This window comes from Kitasatospora sp. NPDC056273 (genome assembly GCF_042268845.1).
GTDB lineage: Bacteria > Actinomycetota > Actinomycetes > Streptomycetales > Streptomycetaceae > Kitasatospora.
Genome location: NZ_JBHJSJ010000012.1, coordinates 11,912 through 38,902 on the forward strand (window position 1 = coordinate 11,912; position 26,991 = coordinate 38,902).

Sequence of the window (26,991 nt, forward strand, 5' to 3'; positions counted from 1 at the left end):
ACGGTCTCGGCCTTCCCAGCCACCGGCCACCGTTGCTGCTGCAACCCCGGGCCAAAGGCTGAACCGGAAATTCCGGGCCGCCCGCGACATCAATGAGACCCTATGATCGCCACTTGATTCCGGTCAAGAATTTCAAGCCATCTACGCGAGTAGTAACCCTCATTTCCCGCCTGACGGGAAATGATCTTGGCCGGTGAATATCAGACACCCCCCGACCCAATGAATCACTCATTCCGACATGCCCATACCGCATCGAGCAGCGCCCGGACGCCCTCCGGATCGCACGCCCGGAAATGAATTGGCGGCCGACAGGTTCTCCTGTCGGCCGCCAATTCGAGCATGACGAAAGCTCGGCGCCCGCTTATGCGGCGATCTGCCCACCGGCAATAAGGCTCATTGCGCGCGCGGCATCACATGTTCGCTGGATCAGTTCTCGCAGGTCGCTCGGCATCTCCTCGGCAGGCATTCCCAGGCCGATTGATCCCATCACCGTCGACCCCCACATGACAGGTGCCGCGATGGCATCCCATCCGACCAACGCCTCCTGGCGGCCGATCGCGAAGCCGCGCCGACAGATATCGGCAAGGGAGGCAAGCAGACCAGCCTCATCACGGATCGCACCCGGCGTCTGGGGCTGGGGCAGCTCCTCAGCGAGCACCGCCTCCTGCATGTGGGTCGGCAGGTGAGCCAGGATCACGCGCCCCGTTGCGCCAACGCGCAGCGAGCGCGGCATGGAGCCGATCGTGTAGGTCAGAGCCCTGAGGGTCTCCGGGTCACGGTCACCGAGGGTGTAGTCGGTACACAGGCGACGCAGGCCACCGAACCCGGTGACCGTGGACAGAATTACGACCCCACCGGTACTCCGTTGGAGGTCGTCGAGCATCTGCTGGACGTCGGCCGCGACCGGGGCGGAGGTCATGGCCTGCAGCGCCATCTCGATCATGGCGGGGCCCGGCCGGTAGCGGCCTCGACTGACCTGGTCGACCGTACGGGTCTCCACGCCGGCCTGCAGAATGCGATGGACTGTGGAGTCAGGGATGCCGGTGGACCTGGTGAGGTCGAGCACGCCCTGGACGCCGCTTCCCTGGGTGACCGCGCGGAGAACGGTAAGGACTCGGGCGTGAGTGCTGGCCGCCGGGCCTGATTGCTGGCGCGGCGTCGATGGCGCTGGTGTTGCAGCAGAAAGCAAGGGAGTCTCGCAGGTCTGTGGTGCCGGGACCGGCCGGCCAAGTCCGTTCTCCGGTCGGCATAGGCATGTGAGGCCGATGGCCCGACCAAGGCCGCAGGTCCCGTCACGGGTCCAGTACAAGGTCGTCGCAGCTAGAGCCGTGGGCGCGCCGGGCGCGCGAGCAGCGGGGGGTGCACCGGGCCTGGGCGTTGCCTCGTGCGCCCAGGCCCGACGAGCGGTCAGTGACCCATGCCGGCGCCACCGTCTACGGGGATGATCGCCCCGGTCAGGTAGGCGGCGGAGTCACTCGCCAGGAAGGACACTGCGGCAGCGATCTCCTCCGGCTGGGCCATGCGGCCGAGCGGCACCCGCTGGAGCAGGGCTCCACGCTGGGTCTCGGAGAGGACTGCGGTCATGTCCGTTTCGGTCAGGCCGGGGGCGACGACGTTGCTGGTGATGCCGCGCGGGCCGAGTTCGCGGGCCAGGGACCGGGCGAAGCCCACGAGGCCGGCCTTGGAAGCGGCGTAGTTGGCCTGCCCGCTCTCGCCGGTCATCGCGACAGCGGAGGAGATGAAGATCAGTCGGCCGCGCTTCGCGCGGAGCATTCCGCGGGAGGCACGCTTGGCGGCCCGGTAGGCGCCGGCGAGATTCGTCTGGAGAGTGGCGTCGAAGTCGTCCTCGGACATGCGCAGCAGCAGCGCGTCCCGGGTGATGCCGGCGTTGACGACGAGGATCTCCACCGGCCCCTGGGCCGCCTCGACTGCGGTGAACGCGGCGTCGACCGACTCGGCGGAGGTCACGTCGCACTGCACACCGAGGAGGCCCTCCGGGGCGAGCCCGCTGCGGGAGGCGACGGCCACGGTGGCGCTGTCCGCGGCGAGCCGCTGCACGACAGCAAGGCCAATGCCTCGGCTGCCTCCGATAACCAGGGCTGAGCGGGACATGAGGGCTCTCCTTCGTGGGGCAGGTCGCCGAGCTACCCGTTCGGTGCCCGGCGGCTTCCACCATGCCAGCCCCCCACTGGAACTCGGACTTCCAGAAGTCCGAGTTCCGGAACCGTGAGTTCGCGAACTCTCAGTTCCGAACTACACACATAGATCACCCAGAGTAATCTTCCGGATATTTTCCGCAACATCCCGAGCGTCGCCACCTCAGGGGCACCGCCGGTGCATTGACGACTCGTCAGATTTCCTCAGCAGTCCACTTGATCAAATGACACTTCATCATTCCGAAAGGAAGGAATATTGAGCTTTAAACTAAATGGTCACAATTGCGCTTCTGTGGCTTTCCCCACACACCGATCCAGGCCGTTCCGCGTCTCGACGATGCCTAGACTCGGTTGCCATGAGCACCGACTTCGAGCGCCTCGCGGCTCGCGATCAAACGCTCGCCGCCATGATCCAGTGCTGGCGCGAGCGGACAGATCCCAACTCCATCCCAGGTCTGGTCACGACCCCAGGTCGCCGCACTCGGGAACTCACCAAAACCGAGGTCGCCAAACTTGCCGGCATCAGCGTCAAGTGGTACTCGAAACTGGAAAACGGAGAGCCGGCACAATTCTCCGACGCAATTCTCGACCGTCTTGCATTCACATTCCGGCTCAATGATGCGGAACGCCTCGCCTTGTACCACCACGCCACTGGGCGCGCCCCCGCCCCGCGAGACACGGAGCCCGACGCCATGGCGGCCATGGACGCGGACATGCAGCGTCTTCTCGACAAGATGCTCCCGCACCCCGCGTACATATCGGACGTCGCCTGGAACGTGGTCGCGCACAACAACCCGTCCCGGGAGATGTACCCCTGGGTCTACGAGCGCAACATCATGAGATGGGCCTTCCTCTACCCCGGCGCCCGCGAGCAGCTGGTCAACTGGAAGGAATCCTGGGCCGTCCCCTTTCTCGCCCAGATCCGCACCGCCGCCGCCCAGTACCCCGACAACGAGCAGCTCAAGAAGCTCGTCGCGGACATCCTGGAGGGCTGCCCGGAAGCCCAGGAGCTGTGGGACCGACACGACTTCTACGAGCACCCTGACGGCGACATCAGGCACATGCGAATCCCTCACGGCGGCGGGGACGAGGTCCCCGTCCGCATCATGGCCCTGGCCCCGCTGCGTAACAGGCAGCTGCGCTTCATCGTCGCTTTCCACGGCGTCTGACCAGCAGCCCGCGCGGTTGCGCCTGAGCAAGAAGTGGCACCACGCTCCCGAACCGGTGCGGCGGGAGCGTGGTGAGCGCCGTCGCCCTGGTGTTCGTCTGCCCAGGAGTACCAACCGTGCCCCCGGAGTGAACGGTCAAATGATCACTCGGTCGGTCGGAGAGCGTCGAGGACGTCTTCGACCGTGAGATCGTCTCGATCTTTCAGGCTGCTCCACCTGGTGAGAACAACGGCAGCCGCGTGTGCGAGGTCGGCGGGCAACCCCGAGTCCACCAGAGTGTCGGCCACATCCCGCATCTCGGGTGCCCACCGCCATGCTCGTGGCGCAACCGTGCGGAGGTAATCCCGATCCGCCAGCAGCGGCCCGGCCATTGCGCGGCCTTCGTCGATCAACTCGGCGGTCACTCCGTGCTGATCGGCGAGCGCGTGCGCAACTCCGACCAATGTCCTGGCGGCCTTCTGGTAGCTGGCGAAGGCCAGTTTGAGCGCCGAGGCCGCACCGGCGTCCCGGTCGAGGCAGCGTGCAGCGACCAGTGTGCCGTCGAAGATCGCGGCCACCCGGCGAGCCGCTACCGGGTCGCCTGCGAGATAGAGGCGCGCGGTGGTCGAAGCGGCTGGTGGCGGGCCGATGATGGAGCCGTCGAGGAACGTTGCACCCGCCTCAGAGAGGATATGGGCGATGCTCCCGGCCCGCGTCGGGCTGATCGCGTTCGCATCCACATAAAGGCCGGTATAGGAAGGTACGGCGGCAACTTCGGCCGCGACTTCCTCGGCGGCTGCCGGCGGGCAGACCGAGATGACGATCTCGCTTTGCTCAAGCGCGGTCGCCAGATCATCGGCAGGAAGCAGGCCCGCCTCAGCGGCTCGGCGACGACTGCTCTCACTGCGGCCTTCCGGCAGCCACAGAACCTGGTGCCCGGCGGCAACGGCCTGGGCAGCTATGGCAGCACCCATCTGTCCCGGGTGCAGAACCGTGATCGTGCTCAACCGCGACCCCCAGCTGGTAGTTCGTTGCGGACCCTTCGGTGTTGCATGATCCCATCTTGGAGGGACAGCCCGATGAGCGAGGTGCGGGCCGGGCTCACAGCCAGCCGTCGCGCGAACTGATCGAGACGTCGGCTGACGCTCTCCGTGGGGCGCTTGCTCGCGACAGCAATCACCGCGTCGATTTGGTGGGCCGCCCCTTCTATCTCGTCGCCTGCCAGCTCGGCGAGGGCCAGGTCCATCCGGGCAAGCGACATCTCGCCGAGCCGCCGGGTCTCCGGCGGGTCGGACTCATAGAGAGCGACGGACTCTTCGGCCATGGCCGCCGCCTCCCTGTTGTTCGCGTCGCCCCCAAGCCAAAGGTGCGTGGTGGAAGCGTAGAACCGTTGTTTGGCCAGCGGGAACGCGAGCATCCCACCCGGGATGTCGTCATTGGTCGCCTGCTCCCGATACGCGTCGGCCTGGCGCAGGGCTTCCACGGCGTCGTGCTGCTGCCCGAGACGGGAGTGCGCCCTCGCGGCGATGCTGGAGAGGCGGATGTGAGCCGTTCCGCTCTCCGGGATGTACTGCTCGCCCAAATGCACCAGGCGAATTGCGTCGTGCGGGCGATCCTCCCAGTAGCAGATCATCGCTTGGGTGCCCCTGATCCACGATCGCAACCCGTTATGGCCAGCCTGCTCCGCGCAGACGAACGCGGTCCTGGCCTGGGTTTCTGCTGCACGGTAGGCACCGAGGTCGAAACTCGCGTTGGCGAGGATTCCGCAGAGCACCGCGGCTGCCAGGTAGAGGTCGCTGGTGTAACCCGGAGGCTGCCGGCCTTCCAGAAACTCGAAGCAACGGTCCCTCAAGGAGACGACCTCCTCGAACAGGGGGACGACCGGCCGGTTGGGGTAGGTGGCGACGATCCTGTTGATGTCGGCCTGCAGCTGTTCAAGGCTGTGCGGGCCGACGTTGCTCTGTTCCGCGTAGGCGGCGAAGGAAGCCGATTGGCTGGCGGCTGTCATCAGCAGGTCCTGGGTGTGAGCGTCCGAGCCGACGCTCGGCTCTATGCATTGTGCGGCAGGAGCAAGCGAACTGCGCTCGCCCGCGGCGTGGACAGGTCCGAACAGATCCCGGGCGCTTCGCTGGAACAGGTGCTCCAGGACCCGCGCCGTCAGTGGCCGTGGCCCGCTGCCGTGCTGTCCGCGCGTCCACCGACTGAACTGACGCTCTCCGATGGTGACCTTCGCCAGCGCGGGGTTGTGTTCGAGGCGCGCCACCTCGACGGCGGCGGTTTGTAGCTGCCGGAGGAAGACGAGGTACTCGCCCAGTCCACGCTGTTGCACCAGGACCTGGAACAGGGAGATCTCTTGGTCTGACGCCATGACAACTCCGTTACGGGGATCGATGGAACGGCCTCGAAACAACGATCTCCGATCCCAGCCTGACGCGGGAGGGTCAGCGACGAAATGTCAGCTCTCATGTCGGCTGATGTCGACCTGTGTCGGCTCGTGTCAGCGCGTGGTTACTAGCCGAAGTCGTCCGGACACGAGCAGGATTCCCCCGTCGCGCCAGAAGAGCGCCGTCCGCGTGGCTGGTCCAGGCGATGGACGAGCACCCCGGTTGGAGCGGCGGGCCGACCGCCCTAACAGCGGCTGCGGTCCGGGGCGTCACCGCGCGCAGGCCCGAGGGCGTCAAGAGCGACTCGGAGACGACAGCCCCGGCGTCTCGGCCATCTCCCCGCACAGCCTGGCGAAGGAGCAACACCGTGAGTTCACCCCACTGTCAGCCCCTAACGGATCTGGTCACCGGCACGACTGGCATTCGGGCCGCCATTCACGTCAGCCCCGAGGGACTCATCCTCGCGGCCTCCCCTGGGCTCGCCTCCGAGACGGCCGACCGTTGGGCCGCCGCCATGGCTGCGCTGAGCGCGGTGAGCACCGAAGGCGTCGGTATCGTCGGCGATCTCACGTCCCGCGAAGTCCCGTGGGGCTACAGCGTGATCGAGGACCGGTACGGCCAGACCCTCGTTCTGGTCGGCTCGCCGGACAAGTCGATGCTCGCCGTGGCCGCTGCCAAGGGGGCGGACCTGGGCATGATCGTGGGTCGGCTGATCGAACTCGCGGACCAGGGCCACGTCGTGGCGGTGGCAGCGTGAGCGCGGCGCCGAAGGAGCACGCCGTTCGGGGCCGCCGGCGTCCGCATCCGCTCCCCGATGTCCTGGTGGCCCCTCACATCCCTGATCCGCGCAGCCCCGGCATGGCCGGGCTCGCGTGCTACCTGGCCCGGCGCGGTGCGCGGGTGACCGTGGCACCGCGGCAGGGCGGCCGCGACGACGAGCTGCTCCAGCGCCTCGCCCGCGCCGGCGCCGTGCTGCAGCCCGTGGTGCCGGGCGTGACGACGTCGCTGGTCTGGGGCGGAGACGACGCGGCGGTGCACGAGATCCTCGATCGTGCGGCCGGCCACGGTCTTCCGAGCATGGGCTATTCCCGCGCGGTGGAGCTGTTGGCCGGGACCGCGCCCACCGTCGTGGCCGTCGTGGGCAGCCACTCCACCGCGATGGCCGCCGCCGCCCTGACCTGTGCGCTGACCGTCCGCGACCCGGGCTGGATTCTGACCGCCGCCCCGCACGGCGACGCACCCGGCTACGACGGCAGCGGCGACGTCCTGGTGGTGGACCTGTGCCCCGACACCGCACTTCACGAGGCCGCCCCGCCGGGCTGGCGTCACCGCACCTTGGGCTCGGGCCTACGCCCGGCGGTCACGCTGGTCACCTCCGTGGACACGGCACCGCCGATGTTCGCGACCCGCGAGGAGGCGCTGGACGACATCGAGGCACTGGCCCGCCGCAGCGAGAGCGTGGTGGTGTGGGCCGGACAGCCGGGCTGCGACGAGCTGCTGGAGCGCCTGCGCCGGGCCCCGGGCCCGCGGGTGGTGACGGTGGGCCGGGGCCAGGGCATGGACGTGCAGATCCTCCGTCTGCTCTGGAGCGGGGAGGACCACCACCTCACCATCCAGGCCGGCAGCGAGCGGGTCTCGCTCGCCGTGCCCGTCGCGGGCCGCACGTCCGCCCTCGGCGTCGCGGCGGGGTTCGCGGCCGGATGGGCCCTCGGGGTGTCCCCCTCCGACCTCGTCGACGGGCTTGGGGCGTTCACCGGGGCCGAAAGGTCGCTGACCCGCCTGGGCACGGTCCGCCGCGTCACCGTGCTGGAGTCCCGCGCACAGCACCCGGAGGAGATCGCCGCCGACCTCCAGGGGGCGCAGATGCTCACCGAGGGGGCGGTGATCGCGGTGTACGAGCCGGTCGGTCACCTGCGCACCGCCGCGCTCGCCGACCGGATCACCGCGGCCCTGGCCGCCGCCGACCGCACGGTGCTGCTGCCCGTCCTGTCCACCCCGGCCCGCTCCCAGCTCCAGATCGACGGCATCGCTGCACTCGCCAGCGCCAGCGACGGTGCCGGCGGCCGGGACAGCGGCACACTCGTGATCCCCGAGCCCGGACCCTGCGGGATGGGCGCCGAGGACGTGGCCGCCTCCCTCGCCCACGCCGACGACGTGATCCTCACCATCGGCACCGAGGCTGCCCGCCGCAGCGGCCCGAGGCTGTTGGCCGCCCTCGACCGGCCCCGGCCCGTCCAGTAGCAGCACACCCCACCCTGCCCTCACCTGCGCCACAAGGAGCTTCGCCATGCCCATTTCCCTCCCCGACCGGCCGGACCTGTCCGAGGCCGACGTCCTGCTGCTGCGCCAGGTCGCCGGTGGCCACCTGATCGACCCGGTCAGCCGCGCCACGGGCCTCGCCGCCAAGGAGGTCAACCCCGCCATCCAGGCGCTGACGGCCCGGCTCGGCACCCGGCACCGCCACCGCGCCGCCGCTCTCGGCGCGGCCTGGGGGTTGGTGCGTCCCGAGGACGTGCCCGTGTCCCACCCGACCGGCCTGCCCCTGCCCGCCCAGCAGCAGAGGGTGCTCGCCGGCCTGGTCTCCGGCGAGGAACCGGCGGCGACCGCGAAGCGGCTTCGCCTGAGCACGAGCACCGTCCGGACCTACACCCAGAGCATCCTGCGCACCCTGGGCGTCCGCTCCCGGCAGCAGGCGGCGGCCCTCGCCGTCCTCGCCGGCATCGTGCCGCTGAGCGCCCTGGGCGACGGCTGGCCGGACACCCGGCTCTCCGCGACCACCAGCCCGCCCGCGCAGCAAGCGAGTTGATGCCCGACCTCCGGCCGTAGCCGCGCAGCCGCCCCGCCCCGCCCCGTTCCGAGGCTACTGCGGGGACCGTCTCGCGAGGCCCCCTGTCACCCTTTCCACCCAGCGTCAGGACCACCATGAACCGCATCGAGGGCTCTCGAGTCCGCACCGCCGTGCAGGCGCGGGACATCAACGGCGGCATCCACATCCACCCCGACCGGGTCTGGCCCGTCCCGCGGCAGCTCCCGGCCGTGACTGGCGTGTTCACCGACCGAGTGGGGGCGCTTGGCTTCCTGGACACGGCGCTGGCCGCACCGCCCCCGGGCACCGCACCGGTGGCGGTGATCAGCGGCCCGGACGGCATCGGCAAGCGGACCCTGGCCGCCCGCTGGGGGCACCGGGCCGCCGACCGGTTCCCGGACGGTCAGCTCGTGGCCCGCCTGCGCGGCGCCGGCCGCCCGGCCCCGATCGCCGAAGTGACCCGGTCCCTGCTGCGGGCACTGGGCCTCGGAGAGACCGAGACGCTGCCGTGGGACACCACCGAACTGCTCGCGCTGTGGCGCTCCGTGAGCGCCACCCGCCGCCTGCTTCTGGTTCTGGAGGACACCGACTCGGCCGAGCAGGTCCTCCCGCTGGTACCCGCCAGCGCGCACTGCGCCGTCGTCGTCACCAGCGCCGCCCCGCTGCCCGCCCTCGCCGCCCACGGCGCACGCCACCACCGCCTGGACCCGCTCTCGCCCGAGCACTCTCTCCTGCTGCTGGGGCGGATCGTCGGCGCGCAGCGCGTCCACGCCGAGCCGCAGGCCGCTGCCGCGCTCGCCTCGGCCTGCGGCGGTATGCCGCTGGCGGTCGGCCTCGCTGCTGGGGAAGCCGCCCTCGACCCGGCCCGGCCGCTCGGCGAACACCCGGCGCTGGCCGCGCCCACGCCTTCGGAGGCCGTCGCGGTGGCGACCGCTGTCGTCTACGAGTCGCTGCCCGAGCCCGCGGCCCGGCTCCTGCGGCTCCTGGCCCTGGTGCCAGCGCCCGACGTCGACGCGCTCACCGCCGCCGCCGCGACCGCGACGCCGATTGTCCAGACCGCTCAGCTGCTCCAAGAGCTGGCCGCCCGGCACCTGCTGGAACACACCGGACGAATCGCTGGCCGGGGCGAGGTGTACCAGCTGCGGCCCGCCGTCGCCGAGCAGATGCGGGCCGCTGCCGCCCGCACCGACTCCACCGTGATCCGGACCATGGTCGTCCAGCGCTACCTGGACGTCCTGATCGCCACCGCGCACGCCACCGTCCAGCGGCTCACCCCGCACCACCGCGTGCTGCCCCGCCAGTACCGCCACCTGCCCAGCGAACCGCCCCGTTTCGCCTCTGATCGCAGCGCGCTCGCCTGGCTGGAGGCCATCGCGCCCGCCGTCCAACCCGCTCTCGACGCCGCCCGCGAACTCGGCGAGCACCGGGCGCTCGTCACCCTGGTCCACGACCTGTGGCCGCTCTTCCACCGGCTGCGGCGGCTGGACCTGAGCGTCGCCGCCAACGAGCAGGGCTTACGCTCGGCCGTGCTCTGGGGCGACCGGATGGCGATCCGCGAGATGACCACCACCCTGGCCCTCGCGCTCAAGGGAACCGGCCGCCTCGACGAGGCCGGCCGACGCTACGCGGACGCCCGCGACCTGGCAAGCGCCGACCAGGACCGCGGCGGGGTCGCCCAGTGCACGATGGGCATCGGGTCCTGCCTGTGGGCTGGCGGGCAGTACGACGCCGCGAGGCCCCACCTCGGTGAGGCCACCCGCGTCTACGACGACCTCGAAGACCTACGCGGCGCGGCGCTGGCGGACATCCTGCTCGGCTCGGCCGCCGCCCGCCTCGGCCAGCCCGACGACGGCGTGGCCCTGCTCTCGGAAGCCCACGCGAGCCTGGCCCTGCTCGAACCACCCGACCCGCTCAACGCCGCGCGGGCCCTGGCCTTCCTCGGCGAGGCCCACTCCCTGGCCGGACGGCACGACCTCGCCGTCACCGCCCTCACCAAGGCACGCCAGAGATTTGACGAGATCGGCCACGGCCACTGGCGCGCCCTCACCACCGAGTTCCTCGGCCAGGACGCCGAACGCTCCGGGGCGAAGCAGGCCGCGCTCGCCTGGTACGGCGCCAGCCTCGACGGGTACGCCGCGCTGGCCAGCCTGCGGGACATGGAACGCCTCGACGCCCGAATCACCCAGGCGAGCACCCCGTGACCGCCATCAACCGCGAGCCGGAACCCGCCGTTTCCGTCTAGAGGCTAGCCGAAGTCACCGGGGTCGACCCGATGTTCGCGTGTCGAGTCGGCCCAACCACTCTAGGGCCAAGACCCCACATCCACGGGCCGAGACGGAGGCTGCACCATGGTGAACCACGTAATTCATTGTGAGGTTTCCGTTGCCCCGCAGGCTTGGCAGCTGCGGCACGAGACTGTGATCGCCGCCAGGTGGGCAGGTCCTGCGGCACCTTCGCAGAGTGGCCGCCGGTCAGGCTGCTATCGCCGCCTTCAACTGAGTCAAGGCCACCCCGGCCTCCTCGCGGACGTCCGGCAAGTCTCGGCTGGCGCGCACCACTCGCTGGATCTGGTGCGGCAGCCGGTGCGCCACCGCTCCCCGCACTGCCTCGGCCAGGTGCTCTCGGGCGGCCCGGTGGTCGCCCCGAAGCGTCAGGACCTGCCCGGCGGTGATCGCGGAGATGATGCGCCACTGCGTGGTCGTGTGAAGTCGAGGCGCGGGTGCGCGTTCCAGGACGCGAACAGCCTCTTGGACACGGCCGGTGGCGGCGAGCCCCCGTACGTGGACCTCGTGGTGGCTGAAATCGGAGAACAGGGACGTCGTCGGCGCCACGTCCAGCAACCGGAAGCCTTCGGTGACCGCGTCGTCGAACGCGGCCCGGTCTCCGGCGCTGCCGGCGGCGCGGGCCAGAAGGATCACGGCCTCGGCTCGCTCACCAGGTGTGCGGGCGGCATCCCGGGCCTGGGTGAGCCGGTCAACTGCGGCTCCCAGGAGACGGGCCTTGCGGAGTTCGTTGCCGTGGTGGCGCAGGGCGTAGGTGTGCAGGGTCGGATCGCCGAGGCGCCGAGCGACAGCCAGTCCTTTGCCGGTCCAGCGGGCAGCGGTGGCCAGGCGCTCGTCAGGCAGGACGTGACCGAGGGCGACGCCGAGGCCGACGCGGGCGCGGGCGAGCAGCCGCAATACGTCCGTTTCGGTGCGGCCGTCCTCAACCCGAGCCTCCAACCGCGCCACCAGAGGCCACAGCTCGTCGACGGCGGCGCTGGCCTGGCCGGCCTGGCGGGCGATCTCGGCCAGGCGCAGGACGCTCTCCGCGAACTGGATCATGGCGTGGTGGTCTCCGTCTGCGTCGTCGGTAATGCCGAAGCAATGGGGCGGAAGGCGGAGCTGGTCGGCGATGTGTCGCAGGGCGCCGATGTCGGTGATGGTGCGCGAGCCGGTCTCCACCCGGGACACGTAGCTGGTGGAGTAGCCGAGCAGGTCCGCGAGTTCCTGCTGGGGCAGGCCGTGGAGTTCACGGTAGAAGGTGAGGATTCCCGCCAGGCTTCGCCGGCGCAGGATCTCCTGGGCTCGGGGCGTGGTCCAGTGCCACTGGATGCCGTCGCGTGGCGCGGGCTCCACGGCTCAGTCCCGGTCGAGGAGTTCGTACCAGCGGGCAATGGAGTCCTTGTAGCCCTGGGGCATGACGAGCGCGTCGACCTCGTGCCGGTGGAAGAGTCCGGCCTCCTTGTGTTCGTGGCTGACAACGGGGGGCTTGTCAGCACCGGTGGCGGTGCAGCCGTAGGTGACGATGAAGACCTTCCGGCCGGGCAGCGGCTCGTACATCCACGTATCGAGCAGAGCGCTGGCGTTGGCCGTCCAGCCGCTCTCCTCTTGGATTTCGGTCTCCACCCGCTCGGCGGGGGTCTCGTCGCCTTCGAGCTTGCCTCCGGGCAGCTCCCACTCCTGCCTCTCGTTTTTCAGCAGCAGCACGCGCCGCTGGCTGTCGAGGACCACACCCTTGATCGAGATAGGGAACTTCGCTGGGACGTAAGGCTGTTCGAGCTGGATCACGCCGTCCTCCATGATGTGCGGCCAGGCGCAGGCATCCCGAACGTAGCAGCCCCGAGCCGAGCCGAAGCGCCCTGTTCCCGTGATCACGGTTTGACAGTTTGTCACTGTACGGCGGTGGCGATGCCGACGACTGTTGTGGTCTCCCCATCCCATCTACGCCCAAGGGAGATCCCCATGCCTTCGAACACCCCCGGAGTGGACTTTTTCGCGCCGGACTCCTCGGCGGTCAGCTCCGGTGAGTTCCGGGAGCGAATCGGGGAGGTGCTCCGGGAACGCGGCGTGGCTGGCCTGACGGGCTTGCACTGCCGCGACGACGTCCTGGAAGCCGCGCGCCTGCTGCTGGCCGAGCTACGCCCGCACCGCGACAGCGGCCCGGACGGGCTGACCACGATCCGCGACACCGGCCGCCATGGCCGACGTGTTGGCCTGGCCGGGCTGGGCCGAAGCGATCTCGCGGTCCACACGGAGAGTGCCCAACTGCCTTGCCCCCCTCGCCTGGTCATACTCGCTTGCCTCCAGCCGGGCCGTGCTGGAGGCGAGAGCATCCTCGTCGACGGGCGTGCCGTGCTCGGCGAGTTGGCCGGCTTCCGGCCCGCCGCGCTGGAGGCCCTGTCTGCGCCGCGCGCAGCCTACTTCGGCGGCGCGGACGGGCTGTTCGCCCCCGTCTTGGAAGACCTTCCATCGAGGCGCTGGCGCATCCGCCTGCGCCAGGACGAGCTAGCCCGCTTCTCACCAGAGGCACAGGTCCAGATGCCCGGATTGCGCACCGCGATCGCTCGGCACACCGTTTCGGTGCGCCTGGCCGTCGGGCAGGCGCTCCTCCTCGATAACCACCGCGTCCTGCACGGCCGCGCCGCGTTCACGGGAGAGCGGCTGCTGCTGCGTGCCCTCGGGCCTGCCCACGGAGGGCTCGGCCTCGAACCGGGTTTCACCGCGCCGTGGATCGCGACCGAAAGCGCCAAGAACCCGGTGTGAGCTGGATGGCATCCCCCACCCCGGCAACCGCAGCCTTGCCCACAATGTACGAGGAGACTCGATGCTGCTTGTGATGGTTGATGGCATCGACCTGGCCGGCAAGACCACGCTGGTCGAAGCAGTGGTGCGGTACCTCGCCGAGCGTGGTGTGGTGGCACGCCGCCACCGGGGAATGCTGGCCCGGCGCCACCCACTGGACCGGCCCCTGCGCTGGCTGTCCATGGCCCGCCAGCCGGACAGCGCGCTCACCACGACCGCGTACCTGTTCGCCGGGTTCGCTCTGGACAACCTGCTGGCGAGGGTTCAGCCGCCGGCAGCCGAGGGCTGCGAGGTGCTGATCCAAGACGCCTACGTGGACCGGACGGTTGCCTTCGGCATCGCCGGCGGCCCGTACCTCGCGGCCCGCGCGGCCCTGCGCTGGCCGCAGATGTTCGCCTCGTTCGACCTCGCGGTCCACGTGACCGCCGACATCAAGACCCGTGCCGAGCGTCTGCACGGCCGCGACCACGTCGACGTCCGTGACCTGCGCAGTGCGCAGGATGAGCCGTTCGCCAACCGCTTCCACCACGCGCTCGCCGTGATGGGCCGCCGCCACCGCCGCCTGATCACCGTCGACACCACCGGCCGGGACGTGACCGACGTGGCCCGCGAAGTCGGCGACGCGATCCTCGCCCTTCCCCGCCGAACCACGCGCTGACCGGCGCGCCGCTCCCTGACCCCACGACCTCACCCGGAGGCGATCCGTCATGCCCACCCCACTGCCCGGCCCGGTGCGCCGCGCCGATACGGGCCACCTGTGGCACCCGTGGAGCCCGAACCATGTCGGCGCACCTCGCCTCGTCCTGACCAGCGGTGAGGGCTGCCGCGTCACCGACGACACCGGCCGCAGCTACCTCGACCTGCGTGCCGGCACCCTGAACGCCGTCGTCGGCTACGGCGAGCAGCGCGTCGTAGACGCGATGACCCGCCAGGCCCGGCAGCTGATGACATGGGACCTGGCGGAGGTGACCACTGAGCCCGCGGCGCTGCTCGCCGAGCGGATCGCCGCCTTCTGTCCGCCCGGCCTGTCGCGCACCCTGTTCTGCAACTCCGGGTCGGAGGGGGTCGAAGCCGCCCTCAAGATCGCCCGGATGTTCAACTGGATCACCGGCGACCGGGAACGGACCGTCGTCGCCTCCTGGGCGGACGGGTACCACGGAGCCACCACCGCCGGGATCGCCGCCACCGGGGCGGAGTTTCGCCGCGACGGCGCCGGGCCGCTTCCGGACGGCTTCGTGCACCTGGCCACGCCACGGTGCACGGGGTGCACGGCCGGTGAGTCCGGACACGAGTGCCGGATTCCCGGCTCCGCCGAGTGGGAGGCGCAGCTCGCCGCCATCGGCGCGCACCGGGTGGCGGCGGTCCTCGTCGAGCCGGTGCTGAGCGTCGGCGGGATCGTGGTCCCGCCGGACGGCGCCCTGACCGCGCTGCGGGCGCTGTGCGACCGGCACGGCATTCTGCTGATCGTCGACGAGGTCGCCACCGGGATCGGTCGCACCGGGCACATGCTCGGCTTCCAGCACGACCTCGGCCACGACGACGGCCCGGACATCGTGGTCACCTCGAAGGGCCTGACCGGGGGGTACGCGCCGCTGGCCGCCGTCACGGTGCGCCAGGACCTGTACGAGGTGTTCGCCGACGACCCGTACCTGGGCGGGCTGCGGCACGGGCACACCACCGGCGGGCACGCGACGGCATGCGCGGCGGCGCTCGCGGTCCTGGACATCGTCGAGGGCGAGGACCTGCCGGCCCGCGCCCGCAGCGTCGGTTCGGCCGTCCTGGAGTACCTGTCGAAGGACCTGTCCGGCTGCCCGGCGGTGCGGCAGGTCCGTGGCCGCGGGTCGCTGATCGGCGTGGAGACCGTGTCCGTCGAGGTGGCACAGGACGTGGCCGCGCTCGCCCAGCAGGCCGGTGTCCTGGTGCGCTCGTTCGGGCCGGTCCTGACGATCGCGCCGCCGCTGGTCATCACCGTCGCCGACGCCCTGGCCGGCGCGCGGACCGTCGCCGACGCCCTGCACACCGTCGCCGGCGGTGCGCGGTGAGCGGCGGGCGCGACACGGTGGTGCTGCCGTGCGCGGGCGCCGGCACCCGCCTTGGCCTGCCGATCGCGAAGGAACTCCTGCCCACCGGGCCGGGGCGCGTCGCCCTCGACCACACCCTGGACCTGCTCGCCCCGCACGGCGACCGGCTTCGCCTGGTCGCCGTGCTCGGCCCCGGCCGGGAGGCCACCGCCCGCCACTTGACGGCCCGCTGTGCCGACCTCGGCCTGCCGCTCGCGCTCTGCTCGCAGGACGTGAAGCTGGCGGAGTCGACCGGCGCGGTGCTGAGCTGCGAAGCGTGGTGGGGCCCGGCCACGGCCGTCCTGCTGCCGGATCAGATCCTCGCTCACCCGGCACCGCACGCTGTCGGGGACCTCCTCGACCTCGTGGGCGCCGGTCACCGGGCTGCGTTCCTCACGGCCGCCGAGAACGACCCGCACCGACTGGCCGTCGACGGGGCGCTGCGCCTGGAGAGCGCCGCCGACCACGCGTGGCCGCAGGTGGAGGACTTCGCGGACAAGCCGGGCCTCGAACAGGCCGGCCGCTTCAACGCCGTCTGGTTCGCCTACGCCTTCGCTCGCGGGCCCGGCCGAGCCGTACTCGACGTGCTGCACCGCGCGACGCTCCGCCAGCCGTTCGGGCCCGAGGGCATCGCCCCGCTGCTCGGCGCGCCGACGCTCGACGTCGGCCCGTTCACCGACCTGGGCACCTGGCCGAGCCTGGCTGCCACGATCACCGGGAGCGTCCTGTGACGACCGTCCTCATCCACGCCGGCCCCTACCCGGTCGACGACCAGCTCGGCGGGATCGGTATCCGCCTGTGGGAGACGGCCCAGGTCCTCGCCGACGCCGGACATCGGGTCACCATCGCCGCCCCACGCCCCTCCGGCTTCACCCACCCGGGCATCTCGGTCACCACCCGGCCGTGGGAGGAACTCCTCGCCGGGCACAGGGTGCTGGTCACCACCGACCTGCCCGACACCCGGCTGCTGATCACCGCCCACGCCGCCGGACTGTTCCTGGTCGCGGAGAACGCCCCGCCGATCGAGCACCTGCACTACGACGCGTTGGCCGGCCCGGACGGACAGGACCTGTACGCGGACACAGTCGCGCGCTGGCGGTTGCAGCTGATGCTCGCCGACCACGTCCTGGTGCGCTCCGAGGCCGAGCGCGCCTCCACCCTCGGCGCACTGGTGGCCACCGGCCGCCTGTCCGCCGCGCACCACCGCGCCGGCCCTGCCCTGGACCACCTGCTCAGTCTGGTGCCGATCGGCCACAACCGGCACTCCGCCCAGACCGCGGCCCAGGCGCCGGCCGGGCGTTCGGTGGACGTCGTGTGGAGCGGCGGCGCGTGGGAGTACTGCCACCCCTCCCCGCTGCTGCCCGCCCTCGACCACGCCCGCGGGCTCGGCCGGGAGCTGACGCTGCGCCTGCTGTACGAACCCGGCCCTGCCTTCCGCGCCCAGGTGCACGCGATGGGTCTGGACAGCCTGGTGGAGCTGCCCGATGGGCCGCTCGGGCACCACGGCCGTGACCGGATGCTCAACGGTGCCCGCTGCCTCGCGATCACCGGCAGCCGCACGGCGGAGTCCCAGACCTGCCACCGGCTGCGCCTTCGCGATGCGGCCCTGTATCGGCTGCCGGTCGTCGTCGACCCGCACGGCGCCACCGGAGATGTGGTCGCCGCCCTCGGCATCGGCCCCGTCGCCGACCCGGCCGACCCGAAGGCGCTCGCCCTCGCGCTGCTCGCCGCCACCGACGACGGCCCCGCCCGCGACGGCCACCTCGCGGCGCTCGACCTGGCCGCGCCCCGCTTCGACCTCGAACGCCACCTGCAGCCGCTCCTGCGCCTGATCGCCGAGGCCCGGCCCGCGCCCGACCGCGACGATCCCGCTCACCGTGCCGCCGTGGCCCGGCTGATCGCCGCCACCCCGGCGCTGACCACCAGCGCTCCCGCCATCATCTGACCCCGCGTCCGACCGGAGGCCACCGTGCCCGCTCCCGCCATCACCCGCTACACCCCGGCGCGCTTCACCGCCCCTCTCCAGCTGCCCGGCTTCACCCCGGTACCCGCCGAGCCCGTCGTCGCCAGCAGCTGGGGTATCCCCGAGCCCGCCTTCCGCCAGCGGATCGCCGAGGACTACCGCGCGCGCGGCTACGTCGTCGTCCACGTCCCCGGCACCACCCCGGCCGAGGCCGACCTCTCCTCGCTGGCCGACGCGCTCGGGCTCGGCCCGGCGTTCAGCCCGCCCCAGTACCGGGGCAGCATCCACACCCAGGGCGGGGTCAGCCGCCTCGCCGCCACGGCCGACCCCGCCCATCCCTTCCAGGACCGGGCCGGGCAGAACCTGCACTGCGACGCCACCCTCCAGCACCTTGGCCAGGTCGCCACCACGGTCATGATCTGCGTGCGCCCGGGCCGCTCGGGCGGCCAGACCCAGCTGTTCAACGCCGTCCAGGCGTTCGCCGAACTGCAGGCGGCGGACCCCGAGGCCGCTGCCCAGCTCACCCACGAGCGCGCTCTGGTGCGCACCTCCACCTTCGTCGACGGCCTGTCCACCGCGGGCCCGGCGTTCGGCCGTGACCCGGCGGGCAACCTGATCACCCGCTACAGCCTCACCGCCACCGACTCCTACCACCCCACCGCCCCGGGGCGGCAGGAGCACCTGAACCGCGCCCTCGCGGCGCTGGCCGACGCCGCCGCCGACACCTCCTGGCACCGCACCACCTTCACCCTCGCCGCCGGGCAGGCCCTGATCCTGGCCAACGACAAGCTCTGCCACGGCCGCGGCCCCTTCGTCGACGACCCCGCCGCTCCTCGCCTGCTCCTCCGCGGCCTGTTCACCACCCGCCCCACCGCCTGACCCTCGTCCACTGCTCACGCCTGGAGCACGGCATGACTCTCACCACCAGCACCGGCCCGGACCTCGGCTCCGGAACCAGCGACCCGAGCGGCGCGCAGCTGCTCACCACCGCCCTGGCCGTCCTCGCCGGGCACGAGCGCGCGGCCCGTCAGGTAATCAACCTGGTGCCCGCCGAGAACGCGATGTGGCCCATCGCCCGGCTGCCGCTCATCGCGGACCTCGCCGGCCGGTACATGTTCGACCAGCACCCCGACCCCGACTGCGGCGAGTGGCGCTTCCCGGGCGCCCGCGACGCGCAGTGGCTGGAGACCGGCCTCGCCGTCCCGCTGCTGCAGCGGTTGCTCGGCGCCGCCCACGTCAACATCCGCGCGCTGTCCGGCCTGCAGGCCATGGAGATGACCCTGGCCTGCTACCCGGCCGGAGCGCCCGTCGCGGTCCTGTCCCCGCGCCAGGGCGGGCACTACGCCACCGTCGACATCGCCCGCCGCCTCGGCCAGCACGTCCTGACCGTCACCGGCCCCGACCCGCACCGCCTCGACCTCGGGCAGCTCGCCGAGCTGTGCTCCACGCAGCGCCCCGCGCTGCTCTACATCGACCAGTGCCACGCCCTCGTGCCCTACGACATCGCGTCGATCACCGCCACGGTGAAGAAGGCGTCGCCCGGGACCGTGGTGCACGCCGACATCTCCCACCTGCTCGGCCTGGTCCTCGGCGGCGCCGTCCCGAACCCGCTCGACTGCGGAGCGGGCAGCCTGTCCGCGTCCACCCACAAGTCGTTCCCGGGCCCGCAGAAGGGCATCCTGGTCACCAACCGGAGCGGCATCGCGGCAGCGTGGCAGCAGGTGCAGCCGCAGCTGATCTCCAGCCACCACTTCGGCTCCGTCGCGGCGCTGGGCCTGGCGCTCGCGGGCTTCACCGACCGCGCCGGCGACTACGCGCACACCGTCGTCGCCTGTGCCCGCTCGCTCGGCCAGCACCTCGCCTCGGCCGGTTGGGACGTCGCCGGCGCGGACTTCGGCTACACGCGCACCCACCAGCTGTGGGTCACCACAACCCCGCGCCTGGCCGCCCGGGTCGCAGCGCGGCAGCTGTACGCGGCCGGAATCCGCGTCAACTGGCTCGACGACCTGCCGCTCGGCCACCCGGCGCTGCGCCTGGGCCTGGCCGAGGCCGTGTGGTGCGGCCTCGCGCCCTCGGACATGCCCTTCCTCGCCCAGCTCATCGACCAGGCCCTCACCGGTACCCGCGAGCCGGCCGACATCGCCGCCGACGTCGCCGTCCTGCGCACCGGCGAGCGCTACCCGTTCGCCGCCCGCCCCGACGAGTCAGCCTCCGCCGCCCTGGCCGAGGTCACCGCGCTGCTCGGCTGCGGGGAATGGGGGATGTGATGGCGCTGCCCGCACCCGACCTGGCGGCCGACGCCTCGTGCGTCGCGGTGTACCGCGATCTGCGCGACGGGGTGGCCCGCTCCTGCGCGCAGATCGGCTACGGATACAACCTCTACCCGATCTCGACGGCGACCGCTCGGCACCTGCAGCAGGTCCTGGCCTCCTGCCTGCGCGACGGGCGGATGCACGAGTACGGCACCGTCCACGACGAGCACGACCGCGCCCTCGCCGCCACCCTGGCCGGCGAGTACCTCGGCGTTCCGGTTGACGAGGACCAGGTGATGTTCTGCGCGGGCGCGAGTGAAGGGATCGGGCTGGTCTCCCGGTACCTGACGGCGTGCGGCGCCAGCATGATCCTGCCCGCGCCGTGCTACTTCGCGTTCGAGCAGACACCGCGCCGCCACCCGCTCGCCGTAGCCGGCCGCTACCGCGGCGACGGCGCCGTCCACTGGTCCGGCGGCGGAGCCGGTCACACCGCCGTCGTCGAGATCCTTCCCAACGGCGTCACCGGCACCGGCTTCCGCCCGCCCGCCGTCCAGGCCGATTTCCGTGTACTCGACCTGGTCTTCCAGGCCGGCGGGCACAGCAGCGGGCGGCACCTGGTCGCCGACCACGCCCGCACCGCGCTGGCCGGCCGACTCACCGACACCGCCGTCCTGATGACCCCGTCCAAGGACCTGTCGCTGCCCGGGCTGCGGGCCGGACTGCTCATCAGCGGGGACACCGCCCTGATCGCCGCCGCGCGCGACGACGTGTTCGATCGCGTCGCCAGCGCCAACCCGATGGCCGGCCAGTTCGTCCTGCTCTACCTCACCGTCCTGCTGATGGCCGAGGCCGCCCACAGCGACCCGGGCACCTTCGCCCGGCGCCACGCCTGGGTCCGCGCCCAGTACAAGCGCCACCGGGTGTCCACGTGCCCGACCGAGTCCACCTGTCGGGCGATCACCGGCCACCTGGACCGCATGGCCGGCCATTTCGCCGAGGCGTTCGGCCTGCTCACCCACCACGGTGCCGGGCTGCTGCAGGTCGCCGCCCACATGCGGCCTATCGCCGGGTACTCGCTCCTGCCGCGCCTGAACGTCGACCTGCCCACCCCTCAGGACCTGGTGGGCTGGGTCAACACGGTCGGACGGCGCTTCGACCTCAAGCTCAACCCCAGCCTGCTGTTCGGCGGCACCCTCTCCTCCTGGAACGCCCTCTACCCCGGCGAGCCGCGCATCCGCGTCAACCTGTCCGTCCCGCACCCGGACCTCGTCCGCACCCTGGACATGCTGCGCACCGCCCGCCGCGAACTCGACCGGGTGGGGGCGAAGCGATGAGCGCCCTCACCCGCCTGATCACCACCGCCGCCGAGGCCCGGCCCGAAGCCGTGGCCGTCGACAGCCCGGGCGTCGCTTCGTGGACGTGGGCGTGCCTGGACGCCGAGACCCGCGGCGTCGCCGCCGCACTGCTGGACACCGGGTTCGCCGAGGGGCCGCTGCTGCTCGCCGTGGCGCCCGGCACCGGCTGGGTGACCGCTCTGCTCGGGGCGTGGCGGGCCGGCGCGGTGGCGGTGCCGGTCGACGCCGGGCACCCGCCCGCCCGCCTGGCCCGTCTCGCGGCCGGCTGCCGGGCCCGCGCGGTGATCACCCCGGACGGCACCAGCCCGCACTGGGCGCCCGCTCTGCCCGCCGTCGCCGCCGGTGCCCGCAGCTGCGGCGACCTGCCGCGCGTTCCGGACGAGGCGACGGCGTGCCTGTTCCACACCTCCGGCTCCACCGGCACCCCCAAGCCCGTCGTCCTCTCCCACCGCGCCCTCGCGGAGCGTGCCCGGGAGATGCCGACCGCCGCCGGACTCACCCAGTCCGACCGGATCGCCCAGCTCACCTCCCCGGCGTTCGACGCCGTGCTGTGGGAGGTGCTGTGCGCCCTGGCCACCGGCGCCACCCTGGTGACCGCCCCGGCCGCCGCCCGAACCCCCGGCCCCGCCCTCGTGCGGTTCCTCGCCGAGCAGCGGATCACCGCGCTGACGTGCACCCCCAGCCAGCTCGCCGCCACCCCCGCCCCGGCCAGCGCTCTGCCCGACCTGCGACTGGTCGTCCTGGGTGGCGAAGCCCTCCACGTCCGCCCGCTCGGCGCCTGGTTCGCGCCCGGTCGGCGGATCGCCAACGCCTACGGGCCCACCGAGGCCGGCATCGAGGCGTTCCTGGCGCCCGACGTCGACCCGCACGCCGCCCCGGTGCCGATCGGCGGGCCCCTGCCCGGCGTCGTCCCGATCGTCCTCGACCCCGAGGGCCGGCCGGTGCCGGACGGCGAAGCAGGCGAACTCCACCTCGCCGGGACCGGACTCGCGGACGGCTACCTTCACCGGCCCGAGGAGAGTGGCGCCGCGTTCCTCACCGTCACCGACCCCGCCACCGGCCGGGCGGTGCGCGCCTACCGCACCGGCGACCGCGTGCGCCGCCTGGCGGACGGCCAGTACACCTTCCTCGGCCGCACCGACCACCAGCTCAACCTCCGCGGCGTGCGACTCGAACCCGGCGAGATCGAGGCCCGCGCCCTGGACCACCCCGAGGTCCAGGCCGCGTGCGCCGTCCTCGACCGCGACCGGCAGCAGATCGCCCTCCACGCCGAAACGGCCACCGGCCTCGCCCCGGCCGCGTTGCGCCGCCACCTCGCCGAGCACCTGCCGCCGGCCGCCGTCCCCGCCCGCATCACCTGCCGGCCCCACCTCCCGCGCACCGCCAGCGGCAAGATCGACCGCCGGGCCCTCGCCACCGAACCCCCCGAGTCCGACAGCCCGCCGGGGACGGCCCACGCCGTGCTGCCCGAGCCGCTGGCGACCTGGTGGCACGACGCCACCGGCACCCCTGCCCCGGACGGCGGCGACTTCTACGCGGCCGGCGGCGACTCGCTGGGCGCCCTCGCCCTGCTCGCCCGCTTCAACGAGCACTACGACACCGACCTGACCATCGCCCAGTTCGCCGCCGACCCCACCGCGACCAACCTGCTGCGCACCATCCGGAGGAGCCGATGAACCGCCCCGCCGCCGAGCCGCCCCGCATCCGCGGCATCCTCGTCGACCTCGACGGCGTCGTGCGCTTCTGGCGCCGCCAGGGCGCGAGCGCCGCCGAAGCCGAACTCGACCTTCCGCCGCGCACCCTCAGCGCCTACACCTCCAGCCGCCACAGCGACGCCGCCCACACCGGGGCGCTCACCTGGGGGCAGTGGACCGCAGGAGTGCGCGAGCGCATGGCCGCCGGCCTTGGCGCCGAGAGCGCCGACCGGGCCTTCGCCCTGTGGAGCGCCGACCGCGGCGAGCCCAACGTACCGATGGTTGCCCTGCTGCGCCGCGCCCGCGCCGCCGGCCTGACCATTGCCCTGCTCACCAACAACACCACGATCCTCGACAGCGACCTCGCCCACCACCGGCTCGACGCCCTCTTCGACCACGTCCTCAACTCGGCCGCCACCGGCCTGACCAAGCCCTCCCCGCGCGCCTACGAACACGCCCTCGCCGCCATGGGACTGAGCGCCGACCAGGTCGCCTTCGCGGACGACTCCGACATCAACGCCGACGCCGCCCGCGCGGTCGGGCTGCACGCCCACCACTTCCGCGAGCCCGGCGGCGCCGACGCCTTCGAACAGCACCTCGCCGGCCTCGGCGTCGCCCTGCCCGACGCCCCGGGCCGCCCGACCTCGCCCGAACCGGTCAAGGCCGTCGCGCCGCCGCCCGGCCACGCCGAGCACGACGACCACCAGAGCCTGCGCACCCGCTACCTCGCCACCGGCCTGCCCGCCGACGCCGTCGCCGCCCGTCTCACCACCTGCGGCGCCGCCTGGGCGCAGCCCACCGGCGAGCACGCCCTGGCCTCCGGCGGGCCGGACGGCAGCGTCACCCAGTGGCGGCTTGTCCCGGCCGGCGCCGAGGCGGCCCACGCGGCAGGGCACCCCGGTGCCTGGATGCCGCAGCCCGCGCCGCCCGGCGCCGAGTACCTGCCGCCGTGGACTGCCGCCACCCGCGCCTCGGCCGCCCGGCACGCCACCGCCCTGCTGGCCGAGGCCGCCGCCGCCCTCACCCGCACCGCAGACGCCCACCGCGGCGGCGACCGGCTGTCCGCGGCACTGCACCTGGACACCGCACGCCACGCCCTGACCCGCCTGGCCTCGATGCTCGCCCGCCGCCAGCCGCGCCCCTGGCCCGACGCCGCGAGCGCCCGCCACCTCGGCCACGCCCCCACCAGGCTGCTCACTGCCTCCCTGCGGGCCGACCCGACCACCCCCGCCGGGCTCTCCCGCTCGGTGACCGCCCTGGTCCACCTGCTCGGCCGCCTCCGCCAGAGTTCGGCCCTGCTACTCGGCGCCGAGGCCGCCTGGCCCTGGCACGACCTCGAACGCCACCTCGTCCCCCTCCTCGACGCCACCCTCACCGCCCCCGGACCCGACGTGCTGTACGGCGCGGGCCTCGCCACGGCGTACGACGACCACCGCGCCGTCGCACCCGCTCTCGCCGATGCCCTGCGCGCCTTCGCCAGCGACCACCTCGCCGGACGCGACGTCCTCGAACTCGGCGCCGGCACCGGGCGCATCACCGCCCACCTCGTCTCCGGGACCTCGACCTACACGGCACTCGAACCGTCCCCGGACATGGCCGCCCTTCTGACGGCCCGGAACCTGCCCCAGGTGCGGCTCTTCCTCGGAACCGCGCTCGCCATCCCCCTGCCGGACGCCAGCGCCGACGTCGTCGTCGAGCACGAGGCACTGCTGTTCACCGACGACCCGCTCGCCGCCACCGACCAGGCCCTGCGGGTGCTGCGCCCCGGCGGCGTGTTCGTGCGCCTGCTCCTTCACGCCCACGGCGACGACCCGGCCGCCGACCTGGACGCCGCCTACCGCACGGCGGCCTTCCACGGCCGGCCAGCGCCGCTGATCACCGGCAAAGGCACCGACCACCTCGTCACCACCCACCTCGGCGCCCGCGGCCTGGCCACCACCGACACCCTCCTCGCCGAGTACGACGACCACCACACCCCCGCCCAGGCCCTGGCCACGCTCGCCGCCCGGGCCTGGCCCTACCAGCAGCAGGCCGACACCGAGCAGCACGCCGCCGGGATGGCCGCCGCCGAGGAACTCGCCCAGACCCTCCCGCTCGCGGGAGGACCAGTCCGTTACCGCCTGCGCGCTCTGGCCACCCGGCTGGAGACACGGTGAACGCACCTCCGCGTCTGCCGGACGGCTACGCCTGGGCTACCGGCCTCGACCACGCCCAGGCCCTGCTCACCGACGCGACCGTCCCCCTCCTGCCCACCGGCGAGCGGGAGCGCGACGAGCGGGTCGCCGCCGTCCTCGCCGACTACGGGCCCGCTGCCGGGCCTCTCCCGCGCCCGGCCCGGGCGTGCGCCCGCGTCGTCTCCGCCGGCGACGACCCGCGCCTGGGCCGGCTCGCCGCCACCGCGCTCGGCCGCCCCCACCACCACTACCCGACCCTCACCCAGGCCCTCGCCGACCCCGGCCCGGGCGGCGGCAGCGTCCTGCTCACCGCCGAACCCGCTCACCTGACCCTCGCCGACCTGCTGCCCGCCCTCGACACCTGGACCCGCCACGGCACCCGCCTCGGACTGCTCACCGGCCGCGACACGCCCGCCGCCGTGTTCCTCCTCGCCAAGATCCTCGCCGCCGCATCGACCCCGGACGGGGCATCCGCGCTGATCGACGGCACCACCGGCCGCTCCCGCCGCCTCCACCGGCCCGGCGCGCCCCGGCTCACCACCGCCGACGCGATCAGCTCTCCCTGGCGCACCCTCCTGATCGACGCGCACGGCTCCGCCGCCCACGCCCACCTCGGCACCGCCGTCCTGTGCGGCCTGCCCGGCGACGCCGAACGCACCACCCACACCGGCCAGCTCGTCCCCGGCGGCTGCACCCCCACCCGGTGCAAGACCGCCCCGTCCAGCGGCCTCACCGTCCACCGCCCCCACGACCTGCGCACCGAAGTCCTCGGCCTCTACATCTGCAACGCCATCACCCTCGGCCCCGACGAGCAGTACCCCACCACCGTGAACCTCGCCCTGGACGCCGTCGACGGACACCCGGCCGCCGTGTTCGGGCTGCTGCGCGGCGACGCCGACACCACCACCGAAGACCCGCACGCAGCCGCCGACCTCCTCCACACCGGGGCCGACCTCGGCACCGTCACCATGGACGCCAACCGCCGCGCCGCCGAACGCGGACTCACTGGAGGGGCCGCGATCCTCCTCGGCGACCCTGACCACCACCCCCACCCGGTGCACAGCGACCGCCCCGCACCCCCCGCGCCCCGCACCAGCCACCCCCGCCCGCCCGCCGCGCCCAGCCCCGAGCGGGACCGGGAAATCGTCGACTGGACGCAGCGCACCGCCGAGGCCGCGCTGTTCGAGGCGGCCCTCGGCGACTCCCTCGCCCACCGGCCCGACCCGGGCCTCGACCAGTGCCTACGGTCCATGGGCGAAGCGCGCAGCGGCGCCCAGACCCTCCTGCGGCGCGCCGGCCCCACCGGAACCCTCGACCACGAGGAGCTGGAACGCCTCGCCCACCAGTGGGCCGAGCACGCCCTCGGCCTGCTCACCCGCACCCGCGGCGGCGCGTTCGGCCGCCAGCTCACCGCGCTGCGCGCCACCCACCGAATCCTCCGCACGACACCGGCCCCGCCGTGCCCGCACTGCGCGATGCCGCTGACCGCGGAGCACCTCACCAGCGTGCTCGGCCCCCGCGACCGCATCACCGTCACCTGCCCGCGCTGCGGGCCCGCCCACAGCCACCCCGCCGGCCAGCCCCCGCCGACCGTCCACGCCCCCACCGCCGTCCACCTGGGCCAGCCCTTCACCCTCACCGTCGACGGCCCCGAACACGGCCTGCTCGCCGTCCACTTGCGCCCGCGCAGCAGCCGCTCCGGCAGCTACGCCCACACCACCACCGACCTCGCACCAGGGCCGCTGACCGTCAGCCTCGACGTCCCCACCGACCTGGTGCCCGAACTCGACCGGCTCTGGCTCGTCCACGCCGACCGGTACCACCTCTCCCTCCACCAGCGGCGCGTGCCCGTCCTGCCCACCGAGTGCAACCCTGACAGCAGTACCCGCACGTCGTAACCCCCGACCAGCGCACGCAGTTGGCCCGAACACCACCA

General features: G+C 72.8%; 22 protein-coding genes. 16 read left to right on the plus strand and 6 right to left on the minus strand.

All coding sequences use genetic code 11. The annotated features are described in order from the left end of the window. Nucleotides 1-361 precede the first annotated feature (361 nt). On the minus strand, nucleotides 362-1,309 hold the full coding sequence (locus ACFCY1_RS13275) for an IclR family transcriptional regulator (RefSeq protein ID WP_375874584.1): 948 nt from the start codon (nucleotides 1,307-1,309) through the stop codon (nucleotides 362-364). Between the two features lie 98 nt (nucleotides 1,310-1,407). Then, nucleotides 1,408-2,112: a 3-oxoacyl-ACP reductase FabG gene (gene fabG / locus ACFCY1_RS13280; RefSeq protein WP_375874585.1), complete on the minus strand. Its 705-nt coding sequence runs from the start codon at nucleotides 2,110-2,112 to the stop codon at nucleotides 1,408-1,410. A 400-nt stretch (nucleotides 2,113-2,512) separates the two neighbouring features. On the opposite strand from fabG, the gene ACFCY1_RS13285 reads away from it, so the two are divergent. Further along, nucleotides 2,513-3,325 carry a helix-turn-helix transcriptional regulator gene (locus ACFCY1_RS13285; protein ID WP_375874586.1) on the plus strand — a complete coding sequence of 271 codons (813 nt, stop codon included), beginning with the start codon at nucleotides 2,513-2,515 and terminating at the stop codon, nucleotides 3,323-3,325. Between the two features lie 143 nt (nucleotides 3,326-3,468). Here ACFCY1_RS13285 and ACFCY1_RS13290 read toward each other — a convergent pair whose 3' ends face one another. Then, nucleotides 3,469-4,311: a DUF1932 domain-containing protein gene (locus tag ACFCY1_RS13290; protein ID WP_375874587.1), complete on the minus strand. Its 843-nt coding sequence runs from the start codon at nucleotides 4,309-4,311 to the stop codon at nucleotides 3,469-3,471. Beyond that, nucleotides 4,308-5,672 (minus strand): hypothetical protein, encoded by a 1,365-nt coding sequence (locus ACFCY1_RS13295; protein ID WP_375874588.1) that lies wholly within the window; start codon nucleotides 5,670-5,672, stop codon nucleotides 4,308-4,310. The genes ACFCY1_RS13290 and ACFCY1_RS13295 overlap by 4 nt, the downstream gene beginning before the upstream one ends. A 383-nt stretch (nucleotides 5,673-6,055) precedes the next feature. On the opposite strand from ACFCY1_RS13295, the gene ACFCY1_RS13300 reads away from it, so the two are divergent. From ACFCY1_RS13300 to ACFCY1_RS13315, 4 genes are all read left to right on the plus strand, one after another. Next, nucleotides 6,056-6,445, plus strand: coding sequence for a roadblock/LC7 domain-containing protein (locus ACFCY1_RS13300; protein WP_375874589.1), 390 nt, complete (start codon nucleotides 6,056-6,058; stop codon nucleotides 6,443-6,445). 101 nt (nucleotides 6,446-6,546) lie between these two features. After that, entirely contained in the window at nucleotides 6,547-7,929 is a 1,383-nt protein-coding gene (locus ACFCY1_RS13305) for a hypothetical protein (protein WP_375874590.1), read from the plus strand. A gap of 46 nt (nucleotides 7,930-7,975) precedes the next feature. Beyond that, the gene (locus ACFCY1_RS13310) at nucleotides 7,976-8,494 is read left to right on the plus strand and encodes a LuxR C-terminal-related transcriptional regulator (RefSeq protein ID WP_375874591.1); all 519 of its coding nucleotides are present in this window, start codon (nucleotides 7,976-7,978) and stop codon (nucleotides 8,492-8,494) included. Nucleotides 8,495-8,610: 116 nt separating this feature from the next. After that, the gene (locus ACFCY1_RS13315) at nucleotides 8,611-10,695 is read left to right on the plus strand and encodes a tetratricopeptide repeat protein (RefSeq protein WP_375874592.1); all 2,085 of its coding nucleotides are present in this window, start codon (nucleotides 8,611-8,613) and stop codon (nucleotides 10,693-10,695) included. A gap of 270 nt (nucleotides 10,696-10,965) precedes the next feature. On the opposite strand, the gene ACFCY1_RS13320 is transcribed toward ACFCY1_RS13315, so the two are convergent. Next, nucleotides 10,966-12,111, minus strand: a complete 1,146-nt coding sequence (locus tag ACFCY1_RS13320) for a helix-turn-helix domain-containing protein (protein ID WP_375874593.1) — start codon at nucleotides 12,109-12,111, stop codon at nucleotides 10,966-10,968. A gap of 3 nt (nucleotides 12,112-12,114) precedes the next feature. Next, nucleotides 12,115-12,543, minus strand: a complete 429-nt coding sequence (locus ACFCY1_RS13325; protein ID WP_375874594.1) for an NUDIX domain-containing protein — start codon at nucleotides 12,541-12,543, stop codon at nucleotides 12,115-12,117. 174 nt (nucleotides 12,544-12,717) lie between these two features. Between ACFCY1_RS13325 and ACFCY1_RS13330 the strand changes: the two genes are divergently transcribed. From ACFCY1_RS13330 to ACFCY1_RS13380, 11 genes are all read left to right on the plus strand, one after another. Then, entirely contained in the window at nucleotides 12,718-13,518 is an 801-nt protein-coding gene (locus ACFCY1_RS13330) for a TauD/TfdA family dioxygenase (protein ID WP_375874595.1), read from the plus strand. Between the two features lie 61 nt (nucleotides 13,519-13,579). Further along, nucleotides 13,580-14,215, plus strand: a complete 636-nt coding sequence (locus ACFCY1_RS13335) for a hypothetical protein (protein WP_375874596.1) — start codon at nucleotides 13,580-13,582, stop codon at nucleotides 14,213-14,215. A 49-nt stretch (nucleotides 14,216-14,264) separates the two neighbouring features. Beyond that, nucleotides 14,265-15,599: an aspartate aminotransferase family protein gene (locus tag ACFCY1_RS13340; RefSeq protein ID WP_375874597.1), complete on the plus strand. Its 1,335-nt coding sequence runs from the start codon at nucleotides 14,265-14,267 to the stop codon at nucleotides 15,597-15,599. Further along, on the plus strand, nucleotides 15,596-16,348 hold the full coding sequence (locus ACFCY1_RS13345) for a hypothetical protein (protein ID WP_375874598.1): 753 nt from the start codon (nucleotides 15,596-15,598) through the stop codon (nucleotides 16,346-16,348). Before ACFCY1_RS13340 ends, ACFCY1_RS13345 begins: the two co-directional genes overlap by 4 nt. Beyond that, nucleotides 16,345-17,562, plus strand: a complete 1,218-nt coding sequence (locus ACFCY1_RS13350; RefSeq protein WP_375874599.1) for a hypothetical protein — start codon at nucleotides 16,345-16,347, stop codon at nucleotides 17,560-17,562. Before ACFCY1_RS13345 ends, ACFCY1_RS13350 begins: the two co-directional genes overlap by 4 nt. Before the next feature lie 24 nt (nucleotides 17,563-17,586). Beyond that, on the plus strand, nucleotides 17,587-18,459 hold the full coding sequence (locus tag ACFCY1_RS13355) for a TauD/TfdA family dioxygenase (RefSeq protein WP_375874600.1): 873 nt from the start codon (nucleotides 17,587-17,589) through the stop codon (nucleotides 18,457-18,459). Nucleotides 18,460-18,491: 32 nt separating this feature from the next. Then, a complete protein-coding gene (locus tag ACFCY1_RS13360; RefSeq protein ID WP_375874601.1) occupies nucleotides 18,492-19,847 on the plus strand; it encodes a hypothetical protein in 1,356 nt (451 codons plus the stop codon). Beyond that, nucleotides 19,835-21,166, plus strand: coding sequence for a hypothetical protein (locus tag ACFCY1_RS13365; protein ID WP_375874602.1), 1,332 nt, complete (start codon nucleotides 19,835-19,837; stop codon nucleotides 21,164-21,166). The genes ACFCY1_RS13360 and ACFCY1_RS13365 overlap by 13 nt, the downstream gene beginning before the upstream one ends. Continuing rightward, nucleotides 21,163-22,863 carry a non-ribosomal peptide synthetase gene (locus ACFCY1_RS13370; protein WP_375874603.1) on the plus strand — a complete coding sequence of 567 codons (1,701 nt, stop codon included), beginning with the start codon at nucleotides 21,163-21,165 and terminating at the stop codon, nucleotides 22,861-22,863. The genes ACFCY1_RS13365 and ACFCY1_RS13370 overlap by 4 nt, the downstream gene beginning before the upstream one ends. After that, nucleotides 22,860-25,037 carry an HAD-IA family hydrolase gene (locus ACFCY1_RS13375; RefSeq protein ID WP_375874604.1) on the plus strand — a complete coding sequence of 726 codons (2,178 nt, stop codon included), beginning with the start codon at nucleotides 22,860-22,862 and terminating at the stop codon, nucleotides 25,035-25,037. Before ACFCY1_RS13370 ends, ACFCY1_RS13375 begins: the two co-directional genes overlap by 4 nt. Continuing rightward, nucleotides 25,034-26,953, plus strand: a complete 1,920-nt coding sequence (locus ACFCY1_RS13380; protein WP_375874605.1) for a hypothetical protein — start codon at nucleotides 25,034-25,036, stop codon at nucleotides 26,951-26,953. Before ACFCY1_RS13375 ends, ACFCY1_RS13380 begins: the two co-directional genes overlap by 4 nt. Nucleotides 26,954-26,991 lie beyond the last annotated feature (38 nt).

Bases quoted from the DNA above. Each gene is read 5' to 3' on its own strand.
- fabG (WP_375874585.1), bottom strand. From the start codon at position 2,112: ATGTCCCGCTCAGCCCTGGTTATCGGAGGCAGCCGAGGCATTGGCCTT.
- ACFCY1_RS13285 (WP_375874586.1), top strand. From the start codon at position 2,513: ATGAGCACCGACTTCGAGCGCCTCGCGGCTCGCGATCAAACGCTCGCC.
- ACFCY1_RS13295 (WP_375874588.1), bottom strand. From the start codon at position 5,672: ATGGCGTCAGACCAAGAGATCTCCCTGTTCCAGGTCCTGGTGCAACAG.
- ACFCY1_RS13305 (WP_375874590.1), top strand. From the start codon at position 6,547: ATGGCCGGGCTCGCGTGCTACCTGGCCCGGCGCGGTGCGCGGGTGACC.
- ACFCY1_RS13310 (WP_375874591.1), top strand. From the start codon at position 7,976: ATGCCCATTTCCCTCCCCGACCGGCCGGACCTGTCCGAGGCCGACGTC.
- ACFCY1_RS13315 (WP_375874592.1), top strand. From the start codon at position 8,611: ATGAACCGCATCGAGGGCTCTCGAGTCCGCACCGCCGTGCAGGCGCGG.
- ACFCY1_RS13330 (WP_375874595.1), top strand. From the start codon at position 12,718: ATGCCTTCGAACACCCCCGGAGTGGACTTTTTCGCGCCGGACTCCTCG.
- ACFCY1_RS13335 (WP_375874596.1), top strand. From the start codon at position 13,580: ATGCTGCTTGTGATGGTTGATGGCATCGACCTGGCCGGCAAGACCACG.
- ACFCY1_RS13340 (WP_375874597.1), top strand. From the start codon at position 14,265: ATGCCCACCCCACTGCCCGGCCCGGTGCGCCGCGCCGATACGGGCCAC.
- ACFCY1_RS13360 (WP_375874601.1), top strand. From the start codon at position 18,492: ATGACTCTCACCACCAGCACCGGCCCGGACCTCGGCTCCGGAACCAGC.
- ACFCY1_RS13365 (WP_375874602.1), top strand. From the start codon at position 19,835: ATGGGGGATGTGATGGCGCTGCCCGCACCCGACCTGGCGGCCGACGCC.
- ACFCY1_RS13370 (WP_375874603.1), top strand. From the start codon at position 21,163: ATGAGCGCCCTCACCCGCCTGATCACCACCGCCGCCGAGGCCCGGCCC.
- ACFCY1_RS13375 (WP_375874604.1), top strand. From the start codon at position 22,860: ATGAACCGCCCCGCCGCCGAGCCGCCCCGCATCCGCGGCATCCTCGTC.